Here is a 24821-nt window from a genome sequence, read left to right on the forward strand (position 1 = left end):
CGGCCTCGTGCCGCCCACTACGCCGACCATTGGTCTCGCTCTCGATGACGCTTTCGTTTTGTGATCGTACTGACGCGGAGCGTAGCAGTCCTCCATCACCCGGGGGTTGGTTTTCTTCTATGCCGTGGGATAAGCCAGTGCCCTCCGAAGTCCGCCCGCGTGGCGACTGTGGTACAAGCACCTGCGTGTGTCGCGGGGAGCCCGCGCTCGTTAGATTAGGTCGCGTGACGACGATGTCCCAGGAACACTCCGACCTGTATCCCACGAGCCGCCCGGCCGCCGTACGAGAGGCCGTCGGCCGCGCCGGTCTCGACGCGCTGCTGCTGACGCCCGGCCCGGATCTGCGCTACGTGACCGGCTACGACGCGCTGCCGCTGGAACGCCTGACCTGCCTGGTCGTGCCCGCGTCCGGTGAACCGTTCCTCATGGTGCCCCGCCTGGAACTGCCGGCCGCCGAGCACTCGCCGGCCTCACGGCTGGGGATCGAGTTCGTGGCGTGGGACGAGACCGACGACCCGTTCGCCGAGGTGGCCCGCCGCCTGGGCCCGGTCGCCAGGGTCGGGCTCGCCGACCGGATGTGGGCGATGCAGTCGCTGCGGTTCCGCGCCGCCATGCCCGGCGCCGAGCAGACGCTGGCCGGGAGCGTCCTGCGCGAGCTGCGCATGCGCAAGTCGCCGGCCGAGGTCGCGGCGCTGGCGGAGGCGGGGGCGGCCATCGACGCCGTGCACGCCCTGGTGCCCCGGCTGCTCAAGGCGGGCCGCACCGAGCGCGAGGTCGGCAAGGACATCGCGGAGGCCATCGTCGACGCGGGGCACGCCCGGGTCGACTTCGTGATCGTGGGTTCGGGGCCCAACGGGGCCAGCCCGCACGCGGAGCTGAGCGACCGCGTCATCGGTCACGGCGAGCCCGTCGTGGTGGACATCGGCGGCACGATGCCGAGCGGCTACTGCTCGGATTCCACCCGGGTCTACTGCGTGGGCGAGCCCCCGGCCGAGTTCGCGGCGTACTACGAGGTGCTCAAGCGCGCCCAGGAGGCCGCCTGCGCCCACGTCAGGCCGGGCGTGAGCTGCGAGTCGGTGGACGCAGCCGCCCGCGAGGTGATCGCGGACGCGGGGTACGGCGAGCACTTCATCCACCGCACCGGCCACGGCATCGGCCTGGAGACGCACGAGGAGCCGTACATCGTCGCGGGCAACACCGAGGAGATGCGGCCCGGGTTCGCGTTCTCCGTGGAGCCGGGCATCTACCTCTCCGGACGGCACGGCGCCCGGATCGAGGACATTGTCGTCTGCGGCGAGACCGCGGGCGAGCGGATGAACAACACCACGAGGGATCTGGTCGTCGTGGGCTGAGCCGATTCCCCGGGAAAGTCCCGCCGCCGCTACCGTTGCTCGCGTGGAGGAGATCGATCGCCGAATCGTCACCCTGCTGGCGACTGACGGCCGGATGAGCTTCACCGATCTGGCCAAGGAGACGGGACTGTCCGTCTCCGCGGTCCATCAGCGGGTACGCAGGCTGGAGAAGCGTGGCGTCATCCGCGGATACGCCGCTCTCGTGGACTACGACGAGATCGGCCTGCCGCTGACCGCCTTCGTCTCGATCAAGCCGATCGACCCCTCCGCGCCGGACGACGCGCCGGAGCGGCTGAGCCATCTGACCGCCATCGAGGCCTGTCACAGCGTGGCCGGCGATGAAAGTTACATACTCAAGGTCCGGGTGGCCTCGCCGTTCGCCCTGGAGGAGCTCCTCCAGCAGATCCGCGCGTCGGCCAACGTGAGCACGCGCACGACCGTCGTGCTCAGCACGCCGTACGACTACCGGTCCCCGATGATCGAGAAGGACCTGGGCGGCGACGCCACCGGCTGAGCGCCGCCCGGGCGTCCGATGCGGGACGGGAGCCGTACGGCCCGTAGAATCTGTCGGCCTATGCCACAGTCTTCGACGGGCGAGCTGGCCCGGGAGCAGAAGTACGTCGCCGCGCTGTACGAGCGCCTCGACGTGCTGCGGGAACGCACGCGCGGGCAGCTCGACGCCGTGCTGGCCCAGGGGGCGTCGGGGACGCACCAGAACCGCTCGGAGCGCGACTCCTTCGCCGGCATGTACGCCCAGCGCCTGGCCCGCCTGTGGGCGGTGGAGAACGCGCTGTGCTTCGGCCGGCTCGACCTGGCCGCCGAGAGCAGGTCCGAGAGCGGGCCGGAGGGCGGACCGGAGAGCGAGTCGGCGGGCGCGGCGGAGGGGGAGCGGCTCTACATCGGCCGCATCGGCCTGTCGGACGACGACCAGCACCGGCTGCTGATCGACTGGCGGGCGCCGGTCGCGCAGCCGTTCTACCGGGCGACCCCGGCCGCCCCGATGGGCGTCACCCGGCGGCGTCACCTGCACACGCGGGGCCGCAAGGTCACCGGGGTCGACGACGACCTGCTCGACCTCGACGGCCTCACCGACGACGACAGGGCGTCGCTGAACGGGGAGGCGGCCCTGCTGGCCGCGCTCGGCGCGAAGCGCACCGGCCGCATGCGCGACATCGTGGCGACCATCCAGGCCGAGCAGGACAAGATCATTAGAAGCGACCTGAACGGAGTGCTCGTCGTCCAGGGCGGGCCGGGCACCGGCAAGACCGTGGTGGCCCTGCACCGCGCGGCCTACCTCCTGTACACCTACCGCGAGCGGCTGGAGCGCCGGGGCGTGCTGATCCTCGGGCCCAACCCGACCTTCACGCGCTACATCGAGCAGGTGCTGCCGTCGCTCGGCGAGACCGACGTGCTGCTGTCCACGGTGGGCGAGCTGTACCCGGGCCTGACCGCGACCAGGGAGGACCCGCCGGAGGCCGCCGCCGTCAAGGGCCGGATCGAGATGGCCGACGTGATCGCGCGGGCCGTACGGGAGCGCCAGCGGATGCCGCGCACGCCGGTGGAGATCCGGCTCGACAAGTTCACCCTGCGGCTCGACCGGCAGACGCTCGAGGCGGCGAGGTCGAAGGCCGGCCGGTCGCGCCGGCCGCACAACCAGGCCAGGGCCGTGTTCGTACGCCACCTGCTGACCGTGCTCACCCGGCAGGCGGCCAGGCACCTGGGGCGCGGCTCGCTGGACGAGGCCGACTTCGCCGACCTGCGCGAGGAGCTGCGCACCGAGGAGCCGGTGCGGGTGGCGCTCAACCGGCTGTGGCCGTACCTGACCCCGCAGCAGCTGCTGATCGGGCTGTTCACCGACCGCGACAGGATGGCCGCGGCGGGGCTGGGGGCGCGGGAACGCGACCTGCTGCTGCGCGAGCCGCCCAGAGCGGGGGAGAAGGCCGGGGGGAGCTGGTGGAGCGCGGCCGACGTGCCGCTGCTCGACGAGGCCGCCGAGCTGCTCGGGGACATCGACGAGGGCGTGCTGCGGGCGGCCCGCCGGGCCGAGCAGGAGCGCGAGGAGCGCATCGCCTACGCCCGCGAGGTGCTTGAGCTGACCGGCCTGGCCGACATCATGGACGCCGAGCGCTTCGCCGACCGGCAGCAGGCCGAGGAGACCTATCTCACCACCGCGGAGCGGGCCGCCAGGGACCGCACGTGGGCCTTCGGGCACGTGATCGTCGACGAGGCCCAGGAGCTGTCGGAGATGGACTGGCGGACCGTCATGCGCCGCGTCCCCAGCCGGTCCATGACCATCGTCGGCGACATCGCCCAGACCGGGTCGGCCGCGGGCGCGGCGAGCTGGGCGCGGGTGCTCGACCCCTACGTCGCGGGCCGCTGGCGCGAGGAGCGGCTCAGCGTCAACTACCGCACCCCCGCCGAGCTGATGGAGGTCGCCGGTCGCGTGCTCGAACTGGTCGGCCCCGACCTGAAGACTCCGGAGTCGGTGCGGGAGACCGGTGAGCGGCCGTGGGCCCTGCGGGTCGCGTCCCTGGCCGAGGCGGCCCCCGCGGTCGCCGCCGAGGTCGTCGAGGGGGGCCGCCTCGTGGTCATCGCCCCCGCGCGGATGACGGCGGAGATCGGGCGGATCGTCGGGGCCGCCGTGCCCGGCGCCGCCACCGGGCCCGGCCCCGCGGCACTGGACGCGCCCGTGGCGGTGCTGTCGGTCGGCGAGGCCAAGGGGCTGGAGTTCGACTCGGTGATCGTGATCGAGCCCGGCCGGATCCTGAGCGAGTCGCCGCGCGGGCCCAGCGACCTCTACGTGGCCCTCACCAGGGCCACGAGCCGCCTCGGCGTCGTGCACGTCGGTGATCTGCCCGAGGCCCTGAGCGGCTTGGAACGGCGCTGAAACGGTACCGCTCCCACCTGCGGAAACGTGGTATATCCCCTGATGGGGACGCAGTTGACATCTGCGCTGAGGTCGGTAGTTTGCTGCGCAGTCCAGCACGGGACTGACCGGTTGGCCGTTCTATGGCGACGCTGGCCTCTGCGTCGATGACGGAGCGTGATCCCGTCAGCACACCAGGCGCAGGGCCGCGATCCGCCGAGGCGGGGCACCTCAGCCGGCCGGGGGGTTGGACCCAGGAGGGGCCCGGGCACCCAGTAGACAACGGAGCTCCGCGCCCGCCGCCGACGGGACGGAACCGGTCCGAAGGGCCGCCCGGGCCCCCTTCATTTCCTCGTAGAGTTGCCGAGGGCCGGTTTGGCGGCGCGCGCCGCCGTCTGCGACCCTGACCTGGGTGATTTCCGCACCAGGACGCGGCCCATCGAAAACGCGAGGAGTAACTGTCCGGTGGCATTGAAGTCGGCACAGGACGCTGAGCAGGCCCCCGCCGCGGCGACCGGGCCGCGAGTGCCGCTCACCCTGATCCGCCTCGCCGTCTCCGTCGCGGGCGGCCTGGTGCTCTATCTCGCCTTCCCGCCCCTCGGCTGGTGGTTATGCGCGCCGGTGGGCGTGGCGCTGCTCGCCCTCGCGATCCGCGGCGTCAGGCCGCGCCGGGCCGCGTGGATCGGGTACGCGGGAGGGCTGGCGTTCCTCGTGCCGACACTCGCCTGGGTCCGTCCCATCGGGGACGACGCCTGGCTGGCCCTCACGGGCGTCGAGAGCCTCTTCTGGGCGGCGCTGGCCTTCCTCGCCGTCCTCGTCATGCGGTCGCGCCTGTGGCCGCTGTGGGTGGCCTGCCTGTGGGTGGCACAGGAATGGGCCAGGGGACTGTTTCCCGTCGGGGGCTTTCCCTGGGCCCGGCTGGCCTTCAGCCAGGGCGAGTCGCCGTACACAGGCTTCGCCGCGCTGGGCGGCGCCCCACTTGTAAGTTTCACGGTCGCCCTCACGGGGACGCTGCTCGCCTCGCTGGTCACACGGCGTCCCCCGAGGTGGCGGGCCGACCGGGTGGTTGCCGGAACGGTCCTCGCCGCGATAGCCGTACCAGTGCTGGGGCTGATCGTGCCCCGGCCCGGCGACGAGGGCAGGACAGTGCGGATCGGTGTCATCCAGGGGAACGTCCCCGGGCGGGGGATGTACTTCCTCGGCGACGAGCCGGCCGTCGTGCTGCGCAACCACGCCGACGAGACGCATCGGATGGCCGAGGCCGTACGCGCGGGAAAGCTCCCGCGGCCCGACATCGTGGTGTGGCCGGAGAACTCGACCGACATCGACCCCTACAGCAGCGCGTACGCCCGGCAGGTCATCGACTCCGCCGTCAAGGACATCGGCGTGCCGGTCCTCGTCGGCGCGGTCGTCAAGATCGGCGACGAGCACCGGGCCACCCGCGGCCTGGTCTGGGACCCGGTCACGGGCCCCGGCGCGTACTACGACAAGCAGCGGCTCGTGCCCTTCGGCGAGTACACCCCCATGAAGGACCTGTTCCTGGCGCTGTCGTCGCGGGCCAACCTGGTCGGCCGCCAGTCGGTCCCCGGGGACAGGCCGGGGGCGCTGAGGATGGGCCCGGTGACCGTCGGCACCGTCGAGTGCTACGAGGTGGCGTTCGACGACACGGTGCGCGGGACCGTGCTGGCCGGCGGCACCCCGCTGGTCGTGCAGACCAACAACGCGAGCTACGCGCTCACCAACCTGCCGCCGCAGCAGCTGGCGATGTCGCAGCTGCGCGCGGTGGAGTTCAACCGGGCGGTGGTCACCGCGGCGACCACGGGAATCTCCGCGTACGTCGGCCCGGACGGCCGGATCGGATGGCGTACCGGCGAGCTGGTGGCGGGGATGAACGTCCTGGACGTCCCCGTCAGGACGAAGAACACGGTGGCGGCGGAGATAGGTGCGCTGCCGGAGTGGGCTCTGGTACTCATGGGGGCCGGAGCGACGGTGGCGGCCATCTCTGGGCGGAGGAAAAGCTGATGGAGCGGACCCCGGAGCGGGTGCTCGTTATCGTCCCCACGTACAACGAGCGGGAGAACCTCCCGATGATCACGCGGCGGCTCCGTGAGGCGCTGCCCGATGTCCACCTGCTCGTGGCGGACGACAACAGCCCCGACGGCACCGGCAGGATCGCCGACGAGCTCGCCGAGGCGGACGACCACATCCACGTCCTGCACCGCACGAGCAAGCAAGGGCTGGGCGCGGCCTACATCGCCGGGTTCCGGTGGGGCCTGGCCGAGGGCTACGACGTGCTGGTGGAGATGGACGCCGACGGGTCCCACCAGCCCGAGGAGCTGCACAAGCTGCTCGACGCGGTGGCGCAGGGCGCCGACCTCGCCATCGGCTCCCGCTGGGTGCCCGGCGGCAGGACGGTCAACTGGCCGGTCTCGCGTGAGCTGCTGTCCCGGGGCGCCAACACCTACGTGCGGCTCGTGCTCGGCATCCCGGTCCGCGACGCCACCGCCGGCTTCCGCGCCTACCGCGCGGCCACGCTGGAGAAGATCGGGCTGGACGACGTGGAGTCGCAGGGCTACTGCTTCCAGGTGGACCTCACGCTGCGCACCGTACGGCAGGGCCTGCGGGTGCAGGAGAGGCCGATCACGTTCGTCGAACGCACCGTGGGCAGCAGCAAGATGAGCCGCAGGATCATCATCGAGGCGTTCTGGCGCGTGGCCGTCTGGGGGGTCACGGGCCTCGCCGACCGGTTTCGCCCGCGGCGATAAGCGCGATCCTCAGGAACCCGAGCGGCCGCGGAGACGTTGACGCAAACGTACGAGTTCCGGGTGAGTGGGGCAAGACATGGTGCGGATCGGGCTGTTCTTCGCGTTCCTCCTGGTTCCCATCCTGGAAATCTGGCTTCTGATCCGGGTGGGAAACGTGATCGGCGGGTGGGAGACGGTCGCCCTGCTCATCGCCGACAGCATCCTCGGCGCCTGGCTGGTGCGCCGGGAGGGACGGCGGGCCTGGGCCTCGCTGCGCACGGCCGTGGAATCGGGGCGGGTGCCCGACAGGGAGTTCGCCGACGGCGCGCTGATCGTGGCCGGCGCCGCGCTCCTGATGACCCCCGGCTTCCTGAGCGACGTGTTCGGGATCTTCATGATCTTGCCGTTCACCCGGCCGATCGCCCGCCGCTGGATGTCCTGGTTCCTCGGACGCCGGGTGCGCTCGCTCGCCGCCCGCTCGCCGTACGCGCCGATGTTCGACGGGACCGCGGGATTCGGCGGTGCGGATCCCCGGGGTGCGGGTTTCGGTGGTGGTGCGGATGCCGGCGGGCCCACGGGGACCCGCCGTGGCCGCGTGGTCCACGGCGAAGTCGTCCAGGACGACTGAGCGGAGCCGGGCACGCCGTCGTCCCGGCGGCGGAGGGACGCCGGGGCGACGGGGCTGGTGACGGACTCGACGCCGCCTACAGGCGCGGCTCGTCCTCGTCCGGGACGTCGCGGCGGAGGATGGCCCGCTCACGAGCCTCCGGGTCCTTGACGAACCGGTCGCCGGACCCGGTCACCGGGTCGCCGGTGCCGAACCGCTCCTGCGACCGGGCAGCCGGGTCCTCGGTGCCGTACCGCTCGCTGGTCGTGCGCGAGGGATCGCCGCCGTCGAACAGTTCGTCGGCCGGGGTGCCGTGCTCGCGCGGCGCCAGCGGCTCACCCGGCCGGGTGCCGGGGATGTCGGCGTCCAGCCGGTCCCTGGAGCCCAGCGCGGGGTCGTCGGTGCCGTACCGCTCCCCGGTGCGGGTCACGGCGTAGTCCGCGTAGTTCGCGGGGTCGCCGGGGTAGTCCGCAGGAGCGCCGGGGCGCGCGGGGTCGTCGACGCCGGTGCCCAGGCGTTCACGCTCGCGCCGTCCGCCGGTGTCGGCCCAGCCGGTGAGGCTGTCGGGCCGGTTCGCGCGTTCCCAGGAGGCGTCCCAGCCCATGTCGTAGTGACGATAGAGCTCGCGCTCCTGCTCGGCGGACAGGTGCCCGTCGGCGTCCAGCTCCACCTCGGGAGTCTTCTTGACGTGATCCTTGGCGTACGGGACCTCGACATGACCGGCCGTCAGGGTCGCGTCGTGCAGCGGGATGAAGGTCTCCTTGGTGTGGAGAAGTCCCGTCTTGACGCAGACCCACTTCGGTCGCCCTGTCGCGTCGTCCAGGAAGACCTGCGCGACCTCACCGATCTTGTCACCGCTGGGGTCGTGGACCGGGTTGCCGAGCACCATGGGGATCTGCTCGTGAGTGATCACGTGCTTCTCCTTGTCTCTCGCTTGGTCGGTCCTTATCTGAGCTACCGCCGATGGGAGAACGAAAACCACTTCTTCGGAAATTCGCCGCGGCCGCGGTGCGTGAGATGCCATAGAGGCCCCGGCATCGTCGCAGGTAAGGCGCTCGTCTTGGGCGTCTGCCGCTGCGGTGAAATCGTCCTCGCGATCCGGTGGGGACTGGGCGTCGCGGCGGCCTGTGATGCTCTGGAGGGCCGTGATGCTCTGGAGGGCTTTGATGTTCCGGCGGGGCGGCTGGGGCCGGCGGTGAGGGCTTCTTCTTGGCTCTGGGCGTCCGGTCGGCTGTGTGCCGCCGTCGGCAAGGGCTCACACCGGGACCTGTGGGATCCTCGCGAGACCGGATAAGAACCTATTTAGCCAAAATGCCGCCACCGCCTGTGGCTCCATTCAATTCGGCTGCGCGCTTGAATTGGGTGAGGGAAGGCTGGAAGAATTCATACAGGTATTCGACTGAGCTGGAGGGGGTGTCATGGGTTCGCCACTAATCGACCCCCAACCCCCCGACAGTTCGAAAACACCGGATGGCACATGGTGGGAGCGTCTCACAGCCGGCTCGCGTCTCTGGTCACCGGAAGGCGCGCCCACCGCTGATGAACACATTTCGGGACTCGGCCGTGTAAATATCCTCGGCGAGTCTGTCCGCGACCCTCGGGTCGAACAAAGGTGGAATTGCCTGCTACGGCAAATGCGACCGAATTCAGCTGCCGCCGCCGGTTCTGCCGAGGCGAACGCCAGTGGTGCCGATGCCGGTGCCGGTGGTCGTGAGACGGGTCCTGCTGGTTCTGCTGCGGCGGGTGCCGGTGGTGAGGGTCGACGGGTTCGTTCGTCGTGGGTGCTGGTGGGGTCGTTGCGGGAGTCGGCGCAGGCGCTGGCGTTGGCTCCGGTCCCCGATACACCGGAGATCTGCCTGGCCGAGGCCGAGGATCTGTTGTTCGCCCGCGATCGGATCACGTGTGCGCTGGCTGAGCGGGTGGGGCGGGTGCATCGGGCGGGGCAGGCCAGACAGCATGGGCATGCCTCCACCCGCAGTTGGTTGCGGACGGCCGGGGGGATGACGGTCGGGGGTGCGGGCCGCCTGCTCACCCTGGGGATTGAGCTGGCGCGGCTGTCCACCGTGCGGGAGATGTTCGCCGCCGGAGGGTTGGCGGCGGGGGTGGTGGAGGCGATCTGCGCCGCCGTTGCCGGGCTCTCGGATGAGCAGGCGGGGTTGGCCGAGCCGATCTTGGTGGAGTTGGCGGGGCGGGCGGGCGCGGCGGAGGTGGCCAAGGCGGGGCGGTATCTGCGGGCGGTGCTGGACCCCGACGGCGAGGAGTGCGACGAGCGGGCTGATTACGGGCGGCGGTCGTTGCGGGTGCGCCCGGGCAAGGGCGGGGGTCTGGAGGGGGAGTTCTATCTGCCGCGTGAGGCGGCGGCCCGGTTGCGGGCGCTGCTGGATGCCTACGCCCGGCCACGGGCGGAGGGCGATGACCGGTCACTGGCGGAGCGTCAGGCGGACGCGTTCATCGCTCTGCTGGAACAGCAGATCACCACCGAGCTTCTGGTGCTGGTGAACGCCGAGTCCCTCCCCACCGACTGCGAACCCGAGTCCACCACCGCCCCTGCAGCCGACCCGGCGGCGGAGACGGCCGAAGCCCCTGAGCGGGCCGGGACCCCCGAAGACACTGTGGAGAACCAATACAGCGGCGGCGACGGCACGAGGGATGCCGGTGCGGCTGAGGGCGACCGGGACGCCCGGCGGGCCGAAGAGATTGACGGCACCGACGGCACCGACACCACAGGTGCCAGCACGGTTGGCAGTGGGGTTGGCGGAGTTGGCGGCTCGGCCGGCCTGCGTGACGGGGAGTCCGGCGGTGACGTGACCGGCCGCGCGCAGGCGAGGGCCGGGCAGCGGAGCGAGTCGCGGCAGGAACCACAGCAGAGCGACCAAGAGCACAGCGACCAGGGGCAGGGTGAGGCACAGCACGACTGGCGGCGCTCGTCGCAGCTGGGTTGGGCGAAGCAGGAGGAGCCGCAGCAGGACTCGCCGCGCTCGTCGCGGTGTAGTGAGTGGCGCTCACCTGATCCTCCGGGGGATACCCATGCCCATTACGCCCACGCCGGGCCCCGGCCTGCGCGGGAGGTCCCGCATGCGCACAGCAGCAGTCAGCAGAGCAGCGGTGAGCAGGGCAGCGGTGAGACCCCGCGCGGCGAGCAGACACCGGGGGCGCAACCAGGAGCGGAGCCGGGAGCAGCATCGGGGGCGTCATGGGAAGCGCCACCGGGGGCAGGCCTGGGTGTGGGGTTGGGGATGGTGCCGGGGTTGTTGCTGATCACCGGGCAGGTGCTGCCGGTCACCAGCGTGCACCGGCTGGCCCGCACCTCCACCCTCATGCGGATCGTCATGGACGCCGACGGCCAGGTCCTCGACATGGGCCGCAAAGTCCGCCTCGCCACCCCCGCCCAGCGGCGAGCGATCTTCGCCCGCTACGCCACCTGCTGGATCGACGGCTGCCCCCTGCCCGCCACCCTGTGCCAGATCGACCACGCCGACAACTGGAGCACCGGCGGCCTGACCGACCTCAAGCTCCTCGGCCCGGCCTGCCAGTTCCACAACCGCGACCGCTACCAAAACCCCCACCGCTACACCCGACACCAGACCGGCAAAGACCGCTGGGCCTTCACCTACCACGGCCGCACGAGGGCGTGGCGGTCACAGACATGATCATTCGTAGGCAGGCCGGTCGGTGATCAGGAGCCTTCCCAGGGGCCGGAGTCGTCTTCCTTCCACTCCAGGTGGTCGACGACCTTGATCACTCCGTTTGTCCGCTCGACCATCCGAGTGAGCACCCGCGCCTGGGAGCGGCGCTCCAGGGAGCCGGTGAGCGTCACGACGCCTTCCGACACCGACACGTCGAGGCCCGACAGGTCGGCCCACAGCGAGTTGCCGATGATCTCCTCTCTTACCTCCCGGGCGATGTCGGCGTCCGCGCGGGAGAGGACCTTGAGCAGGTCGTGGCGGCTGATGATGCCGACGAGCACGCCCTCGTCGTCGACGACGGGCAGGCGCTTGACCCCGTGCCGGCTCATCTGGCGCGCGGCACTGACCACGCTCGTGTAGGGCCGGGTGGTGACGGCGGGGGCGGACATCAGCTCGGCGGCGGTGACGCCGCGGGCGCGCTCCTGGGTCTTGGCGACCCCGCGTCCCACGGCCTCACGCAGACGGGCGCGCAGCGGCGGCCGGTAGCCCTCGCGGTAGAACTGCTCGCGGAACTCTTCCTTGAGTAGCAGGTCGGCCTCCGAGACCACGCCGATGACGTGGCCCTCGCCGTCGACCACGGGCACCGCGCTGACCTCGTGCGCGATGAGCACCTCGGCCACGTCCCTGAACGGCGTGCTGCCGTTGACGGAGGCGACCTCGCTCGTCATCACGTCTCGCACCTTCATGTGCATGATCGGCTCCTTCCCGGGCCGTGGCCGTTCCCACTCCCCATCCCACCGCCGAAGATGCCGCTCGCGAAGGGACTGACGGCCCTGTTGCCGGGGTCCTTCGCCATGGGAGGAACGGGAGGCCGACGGGTGGCCGAAAGTCCCAGGTGGTTAGGACCTTCACCGCTGACCCGGCAGGACGCGACAAGGCACGCTGGCGGTGAGGAGATGGGAGGCGTCGTCATGACGGCGAAGGTGAAGGATGTCATGGGCAGGGTCGCCATCGCGGTGCCGATGGACGCGTCGTTCGCGGACCTTGTCGCCACCATGCAACGGTTCAAGGTGGGCGCGGTCACAGTGATCGACGCCGACCGGCGTCCGGTGGGCGTTGTGTCGGAGGACGACATCCTCCTGAAGGAGATCGACCTGGGCGAGAGCGTGTTCGACGGCCCCCGCAGGCGTGAGGAGCACCGCAAGGCGGCGGGCACGAAGGCCGGCCAGATCATGTCGCGCCCCGCGATCACGGTGACCGGTGGCACGTCGGTGCGGGACGCGGCCCGGTTGATGCACCGCAACCGCATCAAGCAACTGCCCGTGATCGACTCCATGACCGGCCGCATCGTGGGCACCGTGCACCAGAGCGACCTGCTGCGCGTGTTCGTCCGCCCGGTCGAGGACATCCTGGCCGAGATCGAGGAGATCGCCGCCCAGATGAACCTCGGCCCCGACGACCTGCGGATCACCGCCTCCGGCGGTGTGGTGCGGATCAGCGGCCAGGTGCCGCGAAGGTCGGACGTCAAGCCGCTGCTGCACGCCGTGCGCCGGGTCGAGGGGGTCATCGAGGTGGACGCCGATGTCGCCTTCCTCGTCGACGACCTGCTCATCGCCCCGCCGTTGCTGTAGCCGGACCTCTGGGAGAGACCGTGAACAGTCGTACGTCCGAGGGGATCGCACAGGCGGTGAAGGCCGCGGTGGAGGCGGCTCTGTGGGCGCCCTCGATCCACAACACCCAGCCGTGGTCGTTCGGCGTCTCCGGCGACGAGATCTGCCTGCGGGCCGACCCTGACAGGAAGCTGCGGGTCTCCGACCCCACCGGCCGGCAGATGACGATCAGTTGCGGCGCCGCGTTGTTCAACGTGCGCGTCACGTTGCAGGCGCTCGGCTACGAGCCGGAGGTGCGCCGTTTCCCCGACCCGGAGCGTCCGCTGCTGCTGGCCAGGATACGGGTGCGGCCGGGGCACGAGCCGGACGAGCACATCCGCCTGCTGCATGCCGAGATCGAGCGCCGCCGTACCCACCGGTCCGGGTTCACGGCCCTGCCGGTGCCGGACCGCCTGGTGGACGCGCTGGTGGCGGAAGCGGAGCCCGAGGGCGGACGGCTGACGCCGATCACCTCGGAGGCCGCCACCCGCGTGCTCGCCGCGCTCACCGGCGCGGCCCAGGACGTGCAGTCGGAGGACCGGCAGTTCGTCCTGGAGCTCATGCGCTGGGCCAGGCCGCCCGGCAGTTCGCGCCGCGACGGGGTGCCCCCGGGAGGCTATCCGAACGATCCCCGGCGCACCTATCCCCAGCATTTCGCGCAGCGGGACTACGCACGCGGGCACGAATGGGGGCAGGCGCCGGACGAACGGCTGTCGGCGTCGACGGGTCTCGTGGCGCTGCTCAGCACCGGCGGCGACGACAGGGAGGACTGGCTGCGTGCCGGCGAGGCGCTGCAGCGGATGCTGCTGCACGCCTCCGCGTACGGGCTGAGCGTCGCCTTCCACACCCAGGCACTCGAGATGCCTGAGTTGCGTGAGTTCATCTGCACGCATGTGTGCTCCGGCGAGTCGCCGCAGATGATCATGCGGTTGGGGTTCGTCATCGACGAGGGCGGGAGCGTCCGCCGCGCCGCCTCGGAGGTCATGGAGTGAGGTAGGCCGATCTCGGGGAAGTGGGACCTCCTGTGTGGTCGTCAGGAGGTGCCCATGAGACCGATCGCCCGCTGGGTCGTGAGGCGCTTACGCCGCTACCGGCCTGATCGCAACCCGCTGCGACGCCGTTCCGACCGGGTCGAGGCGGCGCTCCTGGCGGCGGCGCTGACCGCCGTCCTGCTGGCCGTGTGGCCCGCCGCGCTGGCCGCCCGTGCGGTGTACGACGGAGGGAGCGCCGAGCGGGTGGGGCCGGGGGCGCGGCAACTGGTCGAGGCCACCTTGGTCGGGGACGTGGCCGCGGTCCCGGCTAACGGCCGCGGGCTGCTGGGGATGAGCGCGGCCCGGTGGACGCTGCCGGGCGGCGAGGTCCGGGAGGGCATGGTCCCGGCGGCCCTACTCCTGCGGGACGGCCCGGCGAAGGCGCGGCTGTGGGTCGACGCCACGGGCATGCCCGTCACGGCGCCGCCGCAGCGGGCCGAGACGATGACCAGGGCGGGGCTGGCCGCCTTCGGCGTGATGTCGGCGGCGGTTGTGCTGGCCTTGGCGGGTTTCGCGCTGGGACGTCATCGGCTGGACCGCGGGCGCTACCGCGCGTGGGAGGAGGCCTGGGCGGCGGCCGACCGGAGGTGGCGACGCCACCACATCTGATCACCTCATGTTCTGGGAGATCTCACAAGGCTGGCCGCCCGAGGCGCAGTACACACCCTGACTGGTGATGCTTCCCGCGGACGTGACGGTGGTCGACTGCGGGCCGCTCAGGAGCGACGGCGTGTTGACGCCGTTGAGGTTCTGGATGTTCTGGCCGTTGCCCGCGTGGTGCTGTCTGGCACTGGTGTGCGAGCCCCGGACGGACTGGTGACCACGCGGGCCCGGCCTGGGCTTCGCCTTCACCCGGGCCTTCGCCGGGGCCTTCGCTCGTGCCTTCGCCCGCGCGTTCGCCGTCGTGGCCTTCGTCTCGGCGGCCACGGCCGCGTGGGGCTTGCGGCGCAGCGGCGCGGACGCCGCGTCCGCCGCCCCGGGGACGGCGAGGCCTGTCAGCGAGACGACGACCGCGGCCACCGCGAGCCGCCGCGCCGTAGCGACCAGACCGGTTCTGGGAACGTCCGCGCAATGAGGAGACACGCAGTGACGAGACACCTGGCACCCACCCGCCCACTCAACCGTGGATATGCAACCATGCATATAAGCGACATAGGGGTATATGCCCGTCTCGCCTGGCCCGCGCCGGCGTCCTGGGGAATTCCGGCACGGATGATTACCCTCCCCCGTGCGGGCCGAAGGTCCCGAGGGCCGGTGGCTTTCGCCCGCCGTCGCGGCCCGAGGCTCGATGATCTACTGGTGACATGACACCCGCTGTGCGCACGTCGCGCGGTCTGTCCGAGGAGGAGGCCGCGCGCCTGCTCGCCGAGCACGGGCCCAACGAGATCCCTCAACCCCGGCCGCCGTCCCTGCCGGTGCGGGCCGCGCGTCAGCTGGCGGATCCGCTGTCGCTCCTGCTGCTGGTGGCCGGTCTGGTCACGCTCCTCGTCCTCGCCGAGGTGCCCGAGGGCATCGCGATCCTGGCCATCCTGCTGGTGAACGTGCTGATCGGAACCGGCCAGGAGATCAGGGCCGACAAGGCCGTGCGGGCGCTGCGCGCGCTCACCGCGCCGATGGCCACGGTCGTGCGGGGCGACGCCGTACGGCGGGTGCCCGCGGCCGAGGTCGTCCCCGGAGACCTCGTCGTCGTCGCGGCGGGAGACCGGGTGCCCGCGGACGCCCGGCTGGTCGAGGCCGAGGCGCTGGCGGTGGACGAGGCGCTACTGACGGGGGAGTCGCTGTCGGCGGCCAAACAGGTGGGCGGCCCCGGCGGCCCTGGCGGCCCCGGCGGCCCCGATGTGCCGCTGGGCGACCGCACGGGAGAGATCTTCTCCGGCACGCTCGTCGTGCGCGGGCGTGGCACGGCCGAGGTGCTGCGGACCGGCGCCGCGACCGAGGTCGGCCGGATCGCGTCGGCCCTGCGCGGCGGCGGCAAGGGACCGCTGGAGGTCGAGCTCGCCCAGGTGTCGCGGCGCATCGGCCTGCTCGCGGTCGTCGCGGGCGCCCTGATGATCCTCATCGGCCTCACCCGGGTCAGCCGGGGAGAGGCGTCGCTGGTCGACATCATCCTCGCGGGGGTGGCGCTGGCCATCGCCGCCGTGCCCGAGAGCATGGCCGCGGCCGTCACCACGGCGCTGGCGCTGTGCGCCCAGCGGATGGCCAAGCTCGGGGTGATCGTGCGCAGGCTGACCGCCATCGAGGCGCTCGGCGCCACCACCGTGATCGCCGCCGACAAGACCGGCACGCTGACCACCGGCCACCTCGCCGTGGTCGACCACATCGCCGTCTCCGGGACGGACCTGTGGCGGGCCGCGCTGCGCTGCAACGACGCCAAGGACGGGCTGGGCGACGCGGTGGACGTCGCGCTGGCCGCCGCGGCCGCCCGTGCGGACGTCCGGCTGCCGGCCGGGGAGAAGCGGACCGGCGCCCGTCCCTTCGACGCCGAGACCCGCTCGATGGCGGTGGTGACGGCCGTAGACGGGGCGAGCCCGCTGCTGACGGTCAAGGGCGCCCCCGAGGTGGTGCTGGCCCGCTGCGTCCCGGGTGAGCAGACCGAGCGGCTCACGGAGGCCGTGTCCGGGCTGGCCCAGCGAGGGCTGCGGGTGCTCGCGCTCGCCGAGGGGGACACCGACGACCTGGACGCCACCGGGCTGCGTCCGCTCGGCCTGGTGGCGCTGCTGGACGAGATCAGGCCCTCCGCGCCCCAGGCCGTGGCCGACTGCCGGGCCGCGGGCATCCGCGTGATGATGGTGACGGGCGACCACGCGGAGACCGCGCGCTCGGTCGCCAGGGAGGTCGGCATCGACGCCGACGCCGTGGTGGCCCGGGTGGACCCCGAGACCAAGCTCGCCCTCGTACGCGACCTGAAGGAGCGCGGCGAGGTGGTCGCGATGACCGGCGACGGCGTGAACGACGCCCCGGCCCTGCGGCACGCGGACGTGGGCGTCGCCATGGCCGGCGACGAGGGCACCGACGTGGCCCGCGAGGCCGCCGCCGTCGTCGTGACGAACGGCGAGCTCGGCACGATCGTGACCGGCGTGCGGGAGGGCCGCCGGCTGCGCCACAACGTGGCCTCCATGGTCGGCTACCTGCTCGCGGGCAACCTCGCGGAGATCTTCATCGTCCTGGCCGGGCTGATCCTCTGGCCGGACCTCGTCGTGCCGCTGCTGCCGGTGCACCTGCTCTGGATCAACCTGGCCCTGGACGGGATCCCGGCGATCGCGCTCGGCGTCGACCGCCCCGCGGGCGACCCCCTCACGCTGCGGCGGCGCGAGAGGCTGATGGCGTGGACGGCGCTGAGCCGCATCGGGCTGCGCGCGCTGGTCGTCGCGGTGCTCGCCTTCGCCGCCGTGGAGACGGCGCGGCGGCTCGGCTGGAGCGACGAGCAGGTCAGGACCCAGGCCGTGCTCGCCCTGGTCTTCGCCCGGCTGACCCTGGCGTACGTGACCCGGGCGCGCCGCATGACCTTCGAGCGCGGCTGGTGGCGCGGCCGGTCGGTGCTGGTGGCGGTGGCGGTCACCCTGGTCCTGCAGACCCTCGTCACGGCGGTGCCCGTCCTCGGCGCGCCGCTGGCCCTCGTGCCGCTGCCGCCGCTCGGCTGGGCGATGGCCGTCGGAGCGGCCGTGCTCACCGTGGTGCTGTGCGACGCGCTGCGGCGCCCGTGGTCAGGCCGATAGCATTCGGTATCCGATGATCCGACCCTTTGGAGTGACAATGCCCCGTCCCGGTCTCGTGATCGGTGGATACACCCCGGACACGGCAGGATCGGGCCCCGGCCTGACGGTGGCCAGGGCGCAGGCGGACGGGCGGCTGGAGGCGGTGGCCGAGACGAGCGTGTCGGGGCCGTCGTTCGTCGCCGCCCACCCGCGGCTGCCGCTGCTGTACGCCGTGCTCGAACGCGAGGGGAACGGCGGGCTCGCGGTCTTCGCCGACGAGGCGGTTCCCCGGCCGCTGGCCGAGCACTCCAGCGGCGGTTCGCTGCCGTGCCACCTGGCGATCGACCCGGAGGGGCGGTGGCTCGCCATCGCCAACTACGGCGACGGGACCGTCACGGCCTACCGGCTGGGTGAGGACGGGCTGCCCGAGCCCGGTCCGCTGACGTTCCCCCACGAGGGTCGCGGCCCCCGCGAGGACCGGCAGGAGGGCCCGCACGCGCACCAGGCGGTCTTCGGGCCCGACGGCGCGCTGTACGTGACCGACCTCGGCACCGACGAGGTGCGCCGCTTCCTGCCCGGCATGCGCCCGCACCCCGGCGGTCCCGTACGGCTGGCCCCCGGCAGCGGGCCCAGGCACTTCCTGCACCACGAGGGGCACTGGTACGTCACCGGCGAGCTCGACGGGACCGTGCGCGTCTACGACGGCGAATGGCGGGAGGCGGGCGTCGTACGGGCGAGCGGTGACACAGGGGAGAGCGGCGGCGAGAACCTGCCCTCGCACATCGCGCTGTCCGGCGACGGCCGGCACCTGTACGTCGCCAACCGCGGGCCGGACACCATCAGCGTGTTCGAGGTCGACGGGCCCCGGCTCACGATGGTGGCCGAGACGCCGGCGGGCGGAAGCTGGCCGCGCCACTTCGCCGTCGACGGAGACCGCCTCTACGTCGCCAACCAGCGCTCGGACGCGGTCGCGATGCTGGCGCTGAAGGACGGCCTGCCCGAGCCCGCCGAGCAGGCGCTGGCGGTCGGCAGCCCTTCCTGCGTGCTCATCCGGTGATCAGGCCCACGCCGCCGACGATCCACACCCGCTGCGCCTGGTTCTCGCTCCGCTGGATGTCCGGGCGCCACTGGCGGATGTAGACGAGGCCCGGGTCGACGAGTTCGGTGCCGTCGAAGAAGCGCAGCACCTTCTCGCGGTCCCGGGGCACGTCGTCGGCCTCCGGCATGATCTGCCGGAACAGCTCGACGATCGGCGCGGTCAGCTCGGGGCGGCTGTCGAAGACGGCGTGGCCGATGGCCAGGTAACTGCCCGGAGCGAGGTGGTCGCGCACCTGGGCGACGCACTTGTACGGCTCGGCGCCGTCCGGGAGGTACTGCAGCCGGGCGGGGATCAGCACCGCCACCGGCTGCTCGAAGTCGATGAGCCGCAGCATCTCGGGGTGGGCGAGCATCTCCGCCGGGCGCAGGATGGAGCCGTCCACCACTCCGGTGTTCTGGTCGCAGGCGAGCATGGCCCGCGCGTGCGTGAGGACCACCGGGTCGTCGTCGACGTACACCACCCGGGCGTCGGGCGCGAGCTCCTGCACGACCTCGTGCGTGTTGCGCCGGGTCGGCAGCCCCGAGGCCACGTTGAGGAACTGGCGCACGCCCTGCCCGACGAGGAAGCGCACGGCCCGCTCGAGGAACGCGCGGGTGTCCACGGCCATCGTCTTGACCTCGGGCGCTATGGTCATCAGCCGTTCGGCGAACTCCCGGTCGGCGGCGAAGTTGTCCTTCCCGCCGAGGAGGTAGTCGCTCATCCTGGCGATGTTGGCGGTGCCCGTGCTGAGGCCCGCCACCTTGACGGGCCGCGCGCCCCCGCTTGGCTCCGTGCCGCCCAAATCGTCTCCCTCGCTCACGATCGTCCGGGGGTAATTATCGTCTTAATCCCACCAGAACGACCAGGCATTCTGACCGACGATCTGTTCCGCGTAGTCGGCCAGGGTGCCGGGGCCTTGGAGGACGCTGTCGGGGCAGAACGTCCAGTGCTCGGCCGCCACGTGCAGCGCGTGCGCGGGTGTGGCGGGCGGTGCGGCGACGCTGAGGTCGAGCGTGTTGAACCCCATGCCGACCACCCGCGCCCCGAACCGCTCCTCCCAGCTGCGCACGACGGCCGCCAGCGGCACGGTCCACTCGTTGTGGTGCAGCGCCCCCTGCCAGCCCATGGCGACCATCGCGTCGGCGCCGCGGTCCACCGCCGCGAGCCCGAGCGGCGTTCTCCGCTCGGCCACCACGTCGGCGTACCAGTCGGCGACGACGTCGGGGTCGGCAACGAGCGCGGCGGCGGGCGCGACCCCCGGGCATTCGGCCCCGAAAGGCGCGAGGTACGCCTCGTGGCCCAGCAGCAGGTCCTGCCACGCCTCGGCCATGAACCCGGCGGCGGTGTAGTGGTCGATGTGGTGGGTCGAGTCCGGCGCGATCTGCCCGGCAGACCAGGGCTGCACGCCGTCCTCCAGCAGCACCGGCCACAGGCCCGACCGGGGATGCTCGGCGCGCAGCCGGGCCCACAGGCCGGCGGGCACCGGCTCGTCGCTCAGCCAGAACGAGGGACGGTGATGGGTGCGCAGCCTGTCGTAGTCGGGGTCCGGCCACACGAGTGACCCGGACGGCAGGCCGACGGACAGCACCCGCCCGTCGCCGCCGTCACCGAACAGCAGCTCCAGACCCGGGGGGAGCCGCCGACGCTCGTGAACCGACATGCGCCAATAATGTCGGACCCGGCCCAGGCGCGTCCCGCGAGGGCGATCATTACGGGGCTTACGGGATGTCGACCCGGCACAATCCCTCGGCCAGAACCTTCGTGGTCAGGCGCGTACGGCTGTCGCAGCCCAGCTTGGCGAAGATGTGCTCCAGATGGGTGGTCACGGTCCGCACGCTCAGGACGAGCGCGGCGGCGATCTGCGGGTTGGAGTCGCCCTGCGCGACCCGGGTGAGCACCTCGATCTCCCGCGCGGTCAGGTCGTACGGCGGGGCCGCGCACGGCCGCTCGGCGATGACCGCGCCCTGGATGGAGCCGTGGAAGCCAACGCCGGCCCGGTGCAGGCGCAGCTCGCGCCACTGACCGGCGCCGTCCAGCCACAGACCCCGCCGCGACAGGTCGCGGGAGTCGATGAACGCCCTGGCCAGCTCGGCCATCGCCGGTTCCGCGGCGAGCGCCTCCGACGGGGGCCACCCGGCCACGTCCCTGCGCCGCCCGCCCCTCTCGTAGGCGACGGCGTGGAAGCCGGGCGGCAGGCCGAGCGGGTCGACGACGCAGTGGGTCACGTCGGTGAGGTGGGCCAGGGCGGGGGAGACCGCGCTGATCACCGCGGGCGCCTCCGGCGGCAGCTCCGCGCGGGCGCCGACGTGCAGCAGCCCGGTGTAGCGCCCGCCGGTCAGGAACAGCGGCGTGCTGATCCCGGCGCGCCAGCCGTACGGCTCCAGGTGGCGGCGGAAGTAGCGCTCGGTGCCGGGGGAGCCCATGACGACGGGCGTGCGCCGCGACATGGCCCGGCGGTAGGCGTCGAGCCTGGCGTACTCCTCCGCGGCGTCGTCGTCCACGCGGGTGTAGCCCGCGGAGACCAGCGAGCGGTGGCGGCCGGTCGCCGGGTCGAACGCGACGAACTCGTAGGCCTCCAGGGGGATGACCTCGCCCAGCGCGGTCATCGCCCCGTGCGCCCCCTGCCGGGCCACCTGGAAGCCGAGTTCCGCGACGGCGTGCAGGCTCCGCGCGCTGAGGCTGATTGCGTCCATGGATCCTCCATGCTCAGCCTGCCCGGTCAAGCCGCCGTAAGGAATACGTAAAGTCTCCGATGCAGACGGGGGCTCGGTTACCTACCCTCACCCGCAACACGACGAAGAGGCGGAGGACCAGTGCGGGTCACGAGAAGCCGGGCGGCCGCCCTCGCTGTGGCGGCCATCATGCTGAGCGGCGGGTGCGGGGGAGGGTCATCGCCGGCGGGCGGCGGCAAGGCGGCGAACGAGTTCTCCGTCGCGCTGACGGAACCCGACCATCTCACCCCGGGCAACACATCGAGCAGCTACTCGCTCACCGTGCTCGACGCGTTGTTCGACACCCCGGTCGCCATCGACCCGGCGTCGGGCACGCCGCTGATGCGGGCGGCCGAGTCGGTCACCAGCACCGACCAGAAGGTCTGGACGATCAAGTTCAAGCCGGGACGGACGTTCGGCAACGGCGAGCCGGTGACCGCGCAGAGCTTCGCCGACGCCTGGAACGCGACCGCGTACGGGCCGAACGCGTGGACCAACAACTACTACTTCGACAAGATCGAGGGCTACGACGAGCTCAACCCCGAGAGCGGGGAGCCCACCACCGACAAGCTGAGCGGTCTCGAAGTCGTCGACGACACCACTCTCAAGGTGACGCTCACCGCGCCGTTCAGCCAGTTCCCGATCACCCTGGCGTGGATCGCGTTCGCGCCGATGCCGAAGGCCGCCTTCGCCGACCTCAAGGCGTACGACCAGGCGCCGATCGGCAACGGGCCGTTCGTGCTCGACGGCGCCTGGGAGCACGACAAGCAGATCAAGGTGAAGCGGTCGCCGTCCTACACCGGCGACCGCCCGGCCAAGGCCGACGCGGTGACCTTCAAGATCTACGCAAGCCGCGACACCGCGTACACCGACCTGCGGGCCGGCCGGGTCGACCTGCAGCTCACGATCCCCCCGGCGAGCGCGCCGGAGGCGAAGAAGCTGCTCGGCGACCGGTACGTCGCGACGGCCGGCGGCACGATGGACTACCTCGGCCTCCCGGTCTTCGACAAGCGGTTCGCCAGCGCCGACCTGCGCAAGGCCATCTCCATGGCGATCGACAGGCAGGCCATCGTGGACGCGGTCTACAACGGCACGTTCAAGCCGATGGCGTCGCTGCTGGCGCCGCTGGTGCCCGGCTACCGCGAGAACGCCTGCGGCGAGGCGTGCGCGTACGACCCGGCCAAGGCCAAGGCGCTGTACGACCGGGCGGGAGGCTTCACCGGCACGCTGAACCTGTGGTTCTCCAACGCCGACCCCAGCTACGAGCAGTGGATGACGGCGGTCGCCAACCAGCTCAAGCAGAACCTCGGCGTCGCCGACGTCAAGTTCCGCAAGGTCCCGGCGTCCGACTACCTCTCGACGCTCCGCGCGCACAAGCAGGACGGGCCGTACCGCAACAACTGGGTCATGGACTACCCGAGCCCGCAGAACTACCTGGAGTCCATGTGGGGCGAGGGCAACCGGATGGGCTGGGAGAACAAGGAGTTCCTCGACCTGATCGGCCAGGCCAACTCGGCCCCCACCTTCGACGACAGCATCCCGCTCTACCAGAAGGCCGAGGACATCGCGCTCGCCGAGATGCCGATGATCCCGCTGTGGAACTGGCAGGACCAGATCGGCTACTCCACCAGGCTCAGCGGAGTGAACGTCACGCCGTACAGCGCCAACCTGGACGCGGTCAGCGTCACACAGGGGTGACCGGAGGGTGAGGTACGCCGCGCAGCGCCTGGTCCAGGCGGTCCCGGTCTTCTTCGCGACCACCTTCCTGATCTACGCGATGGTGTTCGCGCTGCCGGGCGACCCGATCCTGGCGCTCGCGGGCGACAAGCCGGTGCCCGAGCAGGTGCTCGCCGTGATGCGGGCGCGCTACCACCTCGACGAGCCGCTGCTCGTGCAGTACGGCCACTACATGCTCGGGGTGTTCCGGGGCGACCTGGGGGAGACCTTCACCGGCCAGCCGGTGAGCGAGCTCCTCCAGGACCGGTGGGGGGTCACCGCGCGGCTCGCGCTCACCGCCTGGGTGTTCGAGCTCGCCGTCGGGGTGGGGCTCGGCGTCCTGGCCGGGCTGCGCAGGGGCGGGGCCGCCGACACGGCGGTCCTCGCCGGCACGACGTTCGTCATCGCGGTCCCGGTGTTCGTGGTCGGGTACACGGCCCAGATCGTGCTGGGCCTCAATCTGGGGCTGTTCCCGACCGCGGGGACCGACGAGGGCTGGCCGGGCAGCTACCTGCTGCCCGGCATGGTCCTGGGCTCGTTCGGGCTGGCGTACGTGGCCCGGCTCACCCGCACCTCCCTCGTGGAGAACCTGCGCGCCGACTACGTGCGCACGGCCACCGCCAAGGGCCTCGCCCGGCGGCGGGTGGTGGGCCTGCACGCGCTGCGCAACTCGCTCATCCCGGTCGTGACCTACCTCGGCGTCGACTTCGGCAACCTCATGGCGGGGGCGGTCGTCACCGAGGGCATCTTCAACCTGCCCGGCATCGGCCAGCAGGTGTTCCAGTCCATCCAGCTCCAGGAGGGCCCGGTCGTCGTCGGCGTCGTCACCCTGCTCGTCATGATCTTCATCCTCGCCAACCTGGCCGTCGACCTGCTGTACGGCGTGCTCGACCCGAGGATCCGCCGTGCTCGCGCGTGACGCGTGGGCGGAGTTGCGCGGCCGGGCGGTCTTCTGGTTCTCCGCCGCTGTCCTGGTCGTGGCCCTCGCGATGGCGGCCTTCCCCGGGCTGTTCGCCCGTCTCGGCCCCAACGAGCAGTGCGACCTGCGCATGTCCAAGCGCGGCCCGGCGAGCGGCGCGCTGTTCGGGTACGACCTGCAGGGCTGCGACTACTGGTCTCAGGTCGTGCACGGCACACGGGCGTCCATCGTGGTCGGCGTCGCCGTCACCGTCTTCGCCCTGCTGATCTCCGTCGTGCTCGGGCTGGTCGGCGGCTACTACGGCGGCGTCGCCGACGCGCTCATCTCCCGGACCACCGACGTGTTCTTCGGCATCCCGTTCGTGCTGGGCGCGACCGTCGTGCTGGTCGCCTTCCCCGACCACGGCATCTGGGCGATGACGCTGGTCCTCGTGCTGCTCGGCTGGACGACCATGACCCGGCTGATGCGCGGCCAGGTCATCGCCGTCAAGGACATGGACTTCGTCGCCGCCGCCCGCATGCTGGGCGCGAGCGACCGCAGGCTGATGTTCCGCCACATCCTGCCCAACGCGATCGCCCCGGTCATCGTGGTGGCCATGCTGAACGTCGGCAACGTCATCGCGGGCGAGGCCACCCTCGACTACCTCGGCGTCGGCCTGCAGTACCCCGACGTGTCGTGGGGCCTGCAGCTGAACATCGCCCAGACGTTCTTCGCCGAGCACCCGCACCTGCTGGTCTTCCCCGCGCTGTTCCTCACCGCCACCGTGCTGAGCTTCCTCATGCTCGGCGACGTCGTCCGCGACGCCCTCGACCCCCGCCTGCGGTGAG

Annotated in this window: 21 protein-coding genes; 15 read left to right on the forward strand and 6 right to left on the reverse strand. The window is 71.9% G+C overall.

The window, feature by feature from the left end:
• Nucleotides 1-233 precede the first annotated feature (233 nt).
• The 6 genes from HHX31_RS06450 to HHX31_RS06475 all read left to right on the forward strand — a co-directional run bounded on the left by HHX31_RS06450 (nt 234) and on the right by HHX31_RS06475 (nt 7590).
• The gene (locus HHX31_RS06450; RefSeq protein ID WP_169947191.1) at nt 234-1352 is read left to right on the forward strand and encodes a Xaa-Pro peptidase family protein; all 1119 of its coding nucleotides are present in this window, start codon (nt 234-236) and stop codon (nt 1350-1352) included.
• A 43-nt stretch (nt 1353-1395) separates the two neighbouring features.
• The gene (locus HHX31_RS35545) at nt 1396-1866 is read left to right on the forward strand and encodes an Lrp/AsnC family transcriptional regulator (protein ID WP_169946054.1); all 471 of its coding nucleotides are present in this window, start codon (nt 1396-1398) and stop codon (nt 1864-1866) included.
• Nucleotides 1867-1926: 60 nt separating this feature from the next.
• Entirely contained in the window at nt 1927-4239 is a 2313-nt protein-coding gene (locus HHX31_RS06460) for a DNA/RNA helicase domain-containing protein (protein ID WP_169946056.1), read from the forward strand.
• A gap of 444 nt (nt 4240-4683) precedes the next feature.
• Nucleotides 4684-6240: an apolipoprotein N-acyltransferase gene (gene lnt / locus HHX31_RS06465; RefSeq protein ID WP_311931623.1), complete on the forward strand. Its 1557-nt coding sequence runs from the start codon at nt 4684-4686 to the stop codon at nt 6238-6240.
• Nucleotides 6240-6983: a polyprenol monophosphomannose synthase gene (locus tag HHX31_RS06470; RefSeq protein ID WP_169946058.1), complete on the forward strand. Its 744-nt coding sequence runs from the start codon at nt 6240-6242 to the stop codon at nt 6981-6983. Before lnt ends, HHX31_RS06470 begins: the two co-directional genes overlap by 1 nt.
• Nucleotides 6984-7059: 76 nt before the next feature.
• On the forward strand, nt 7060-7590 hold the full coding sequence (locus tag HHX31_RS06475; RefSeq protein ID WP_169946060.1) for an FxsA family protein: 531 nt from the start codon (nt 7060-7062) through the stop codon (nt 7588-7590).
• A gap of 76 nt (nt 7591-7666) precedes the next feature.
• On the opposite strand, the gene HHX31_RS06480 is transcribed toward HHX31_RS06475, so the two are convergent.
• Nucleotides 7667-8482, reverse strand: coding sequence for a PRC-barrel domain-containing protein (locus tag HHX31_RS06480; protein ID WP_169946062.1), 816 nt, complete (start codon nt 8480-8482; stop codon nt 7667-7669).
• Nucleotides 8483-9356: 874 nt separating this feature from the next.
• Between HHX31_RS06480 and HHX31_RS06485 the strand changes: the two genes are divergently transcribed.
• On the forward strand, nt 9357-11219 hold the full coding sequence (locus HHX31_RS06485) for an HNH endonuclease signature motif containing protein (RefSeq protein ID WP_211589367.1): 1863 nt from the start codon (nt 9357-9359) through the stop codon (nt 11217-11219).
• A 26-nt stretch (nt 11220-11245) separates the two neighbouring features.
• Here the strand turns inward: HHX31_RS06485 and HHX31_RS06490 are convergent, their stop codons facing one another.
• Nucleotides 11246-11947, reverse strand: a complete 702-nt coding sequence (locus HHX31_RS06490) for a CBS domain-containing protein (protein WP_169946066.1) — start codon at nt 11945-11947, stop codon at nt 11246-11248.
• Nucleotides 11948-12166: 219 nt separating this feature from the next.
• Between HHX31_RS06490 and HHX31_RS06495 the strand changes: the two genes are divergently transcribed.
• From HHX31_RS06495 to HHX31_RS06505, 3 genes are read left to right on the forward strand one after another with little or no spacing between them, the layout of a single operon-like run.
• A complete protein-coding gene (locus HHX31_RS06495; protein WP_169946068.1) occupies nt 12167-12826 on the forward strand; it encodes a CBS domain-containing protein in 660 nt (219 codons plus the stop codon).
• Nucleotides 12827-12846: 20 nt separating this feature from the next.
• Nucleotides 12847-13836 carry an Acg family FMN-binding oxidoreductase gene (locus tag HHX31_RS06500; RefSeq protein ID WP_169946070.1) on the forward strand — a complete coding sequence of 330 codons (990 nt, stop codon included), beginning with the start codon at nt 12847-12849 and terminating at the stop codon, nt 13834-13836.
• 54 nt (nt 13837-13890) lie between these two features.
• Complete coding sequence (locus tag HHX31_RS06505) at nt 13891-14484, forward strand: hypothetical protein (protein ID WP_169946072.1); 594 nt, start codon at nt 13891-13893, stop codon at nt 14482-14484.
• On the opposite strand, the gene HHX31_RS06510 is transcribed toward HHX31_RS06505, so the two are convergent.
• Complete coding sequence (locus tag HHX31_RS06510) at nt 14485-14958, reverse strand: hypothetical protein (protein WP_169946074.1); 474 nt, start codon at nt 14956-14958, stop codon at nt 14485-14487.
• 221 nt (nt 14959-15179) lie between these two features.
• Here HHX31_RS06510 and HHX31_RS06515 point away from each other — a divergent pair, with 221 nt between their 5' ends.
• Together HHX31_RS06515 and HHX31_RS06520 are read left to right on the forward strand one after the other, a co-directional pair.
• The gene (locus tag HHX31_RS06515) at nt 15180-17591 is read left to right on the forward strand and encodes a cation-transporting P-type ATPase (protein WP_169946076.1); all 2412 of its coding nucleotides are present in this window, start codon (nt 15180-15182) and stop codon (nt 17589-17591) included.
• 37 nt (nt 17592-17628) lie between these two features.
• A complete protein-coding gene (locus HHX31_RS06520) occupies nt 17629-18627 on the forward strand; it encodes a lactonase family protein (RefSeq protein ID WP_169946078.1) in 999 nt (332 codons plus the stop codon).
• Here the strand turns inward: HHX31_RS06520 and HHX31_RS06525 are convergent.
• From HHX31_RS06525 to HHX31_RS06535, 3 genes are read right to left on the reverse strand one after another with little or no spacing between them, the layout of a single operon-like run.
• Nucleotides 18617-19468, reverse strand: coding sequence for an SAM-dependent methyltransferase (locus HHX31_RS06525; RefSeq protein ID WP_311931624.1), 852 nt, complete (start codon nt 19466-19468; stop codon nt 18617-18619). The two genes, HHX31_RS06520 and HHX31_RS06525, sit on opposite strands and share 11 nt — an antisense overlap.
• A gap of 24 nt (nt 19469-19492) precedes the next feature.
• Entirely contained in the window at nt 19493-20308 is an 816-nt protein-coding gene (locus HHX31_RS06530; protein ID WP_169946080.1) for a DUF4253 domain-containing protein, read from the reverse strand.
• Between the two features lie 58 nt (nt 20309-20366).
• Nucleotides 20367-21341, reverse strand: a complete 975-nt coding sequence (locus HHX31_RS06535) for a LuxR C-terminal-related transcriptional regulator (RefSeq protein WP_169946082.1) — start codon at nt 21339-21341, stop codon at nt 20367-20369.
• A 120-nt stretch (nt 21342-21461) separates the two neighbouring features.
• Here HHX31_RS06535 and HHX31_RS06540 point away from each other — a divergent pair, with 120 nt between their 5' ends.
• From HHX31_RS06540 to HHX31_RS06550, 3 genes are read left to right on the forward strand one after another with little or no spacing between them, the layout of a single operon-like run.
• A complete protein-coding gene (locus HHX31_RS06540) occupies nt 21462-23057 on the forward strand; it encodes an ABC transporter substrate-binding protein (protein WP_169946084.1) in 1596 nt (531 codons plus the stop codon).
• A gap of 7 nt (nt 23058-23064) precedes the next feature.
• The gene (locus tag HHX31_RS06545) at nt 23065-23994 is read left to right on the forward strand and encodes an ABC transporter permease (protein ID WP_169946086.1); all 930 of its coding nucleotides are present in this window, start codon (nt 23065-23067) and stop codon (nt 23992-23994) included.
• The gene (locus HHX31_RS06550) at nt 23981-24820 is read left to right on the forward strand and encodes an ABC transporter permease (protein WP_169946088.1); all 840 of its coding nucleotides are present in this window, start codon (nt 23981-23983) and stop codon (nt 24818-24820) included. Before HHX31_RS06545 ends, HHX31_RS06550 begins: the two co-directional genes overlap by 14 nt.
• The last annotated feature ends 1 nt before the right edge of the window (nt 24821 follow it).

Source organism: Microbispora sp. H11081, from assembly GCF_012999535.1.
Lineage (GTDB): Bacteria > Actinomycetota > Actinomycetes > Streptosporangiales > Streptosporangiaceae > Microbispora.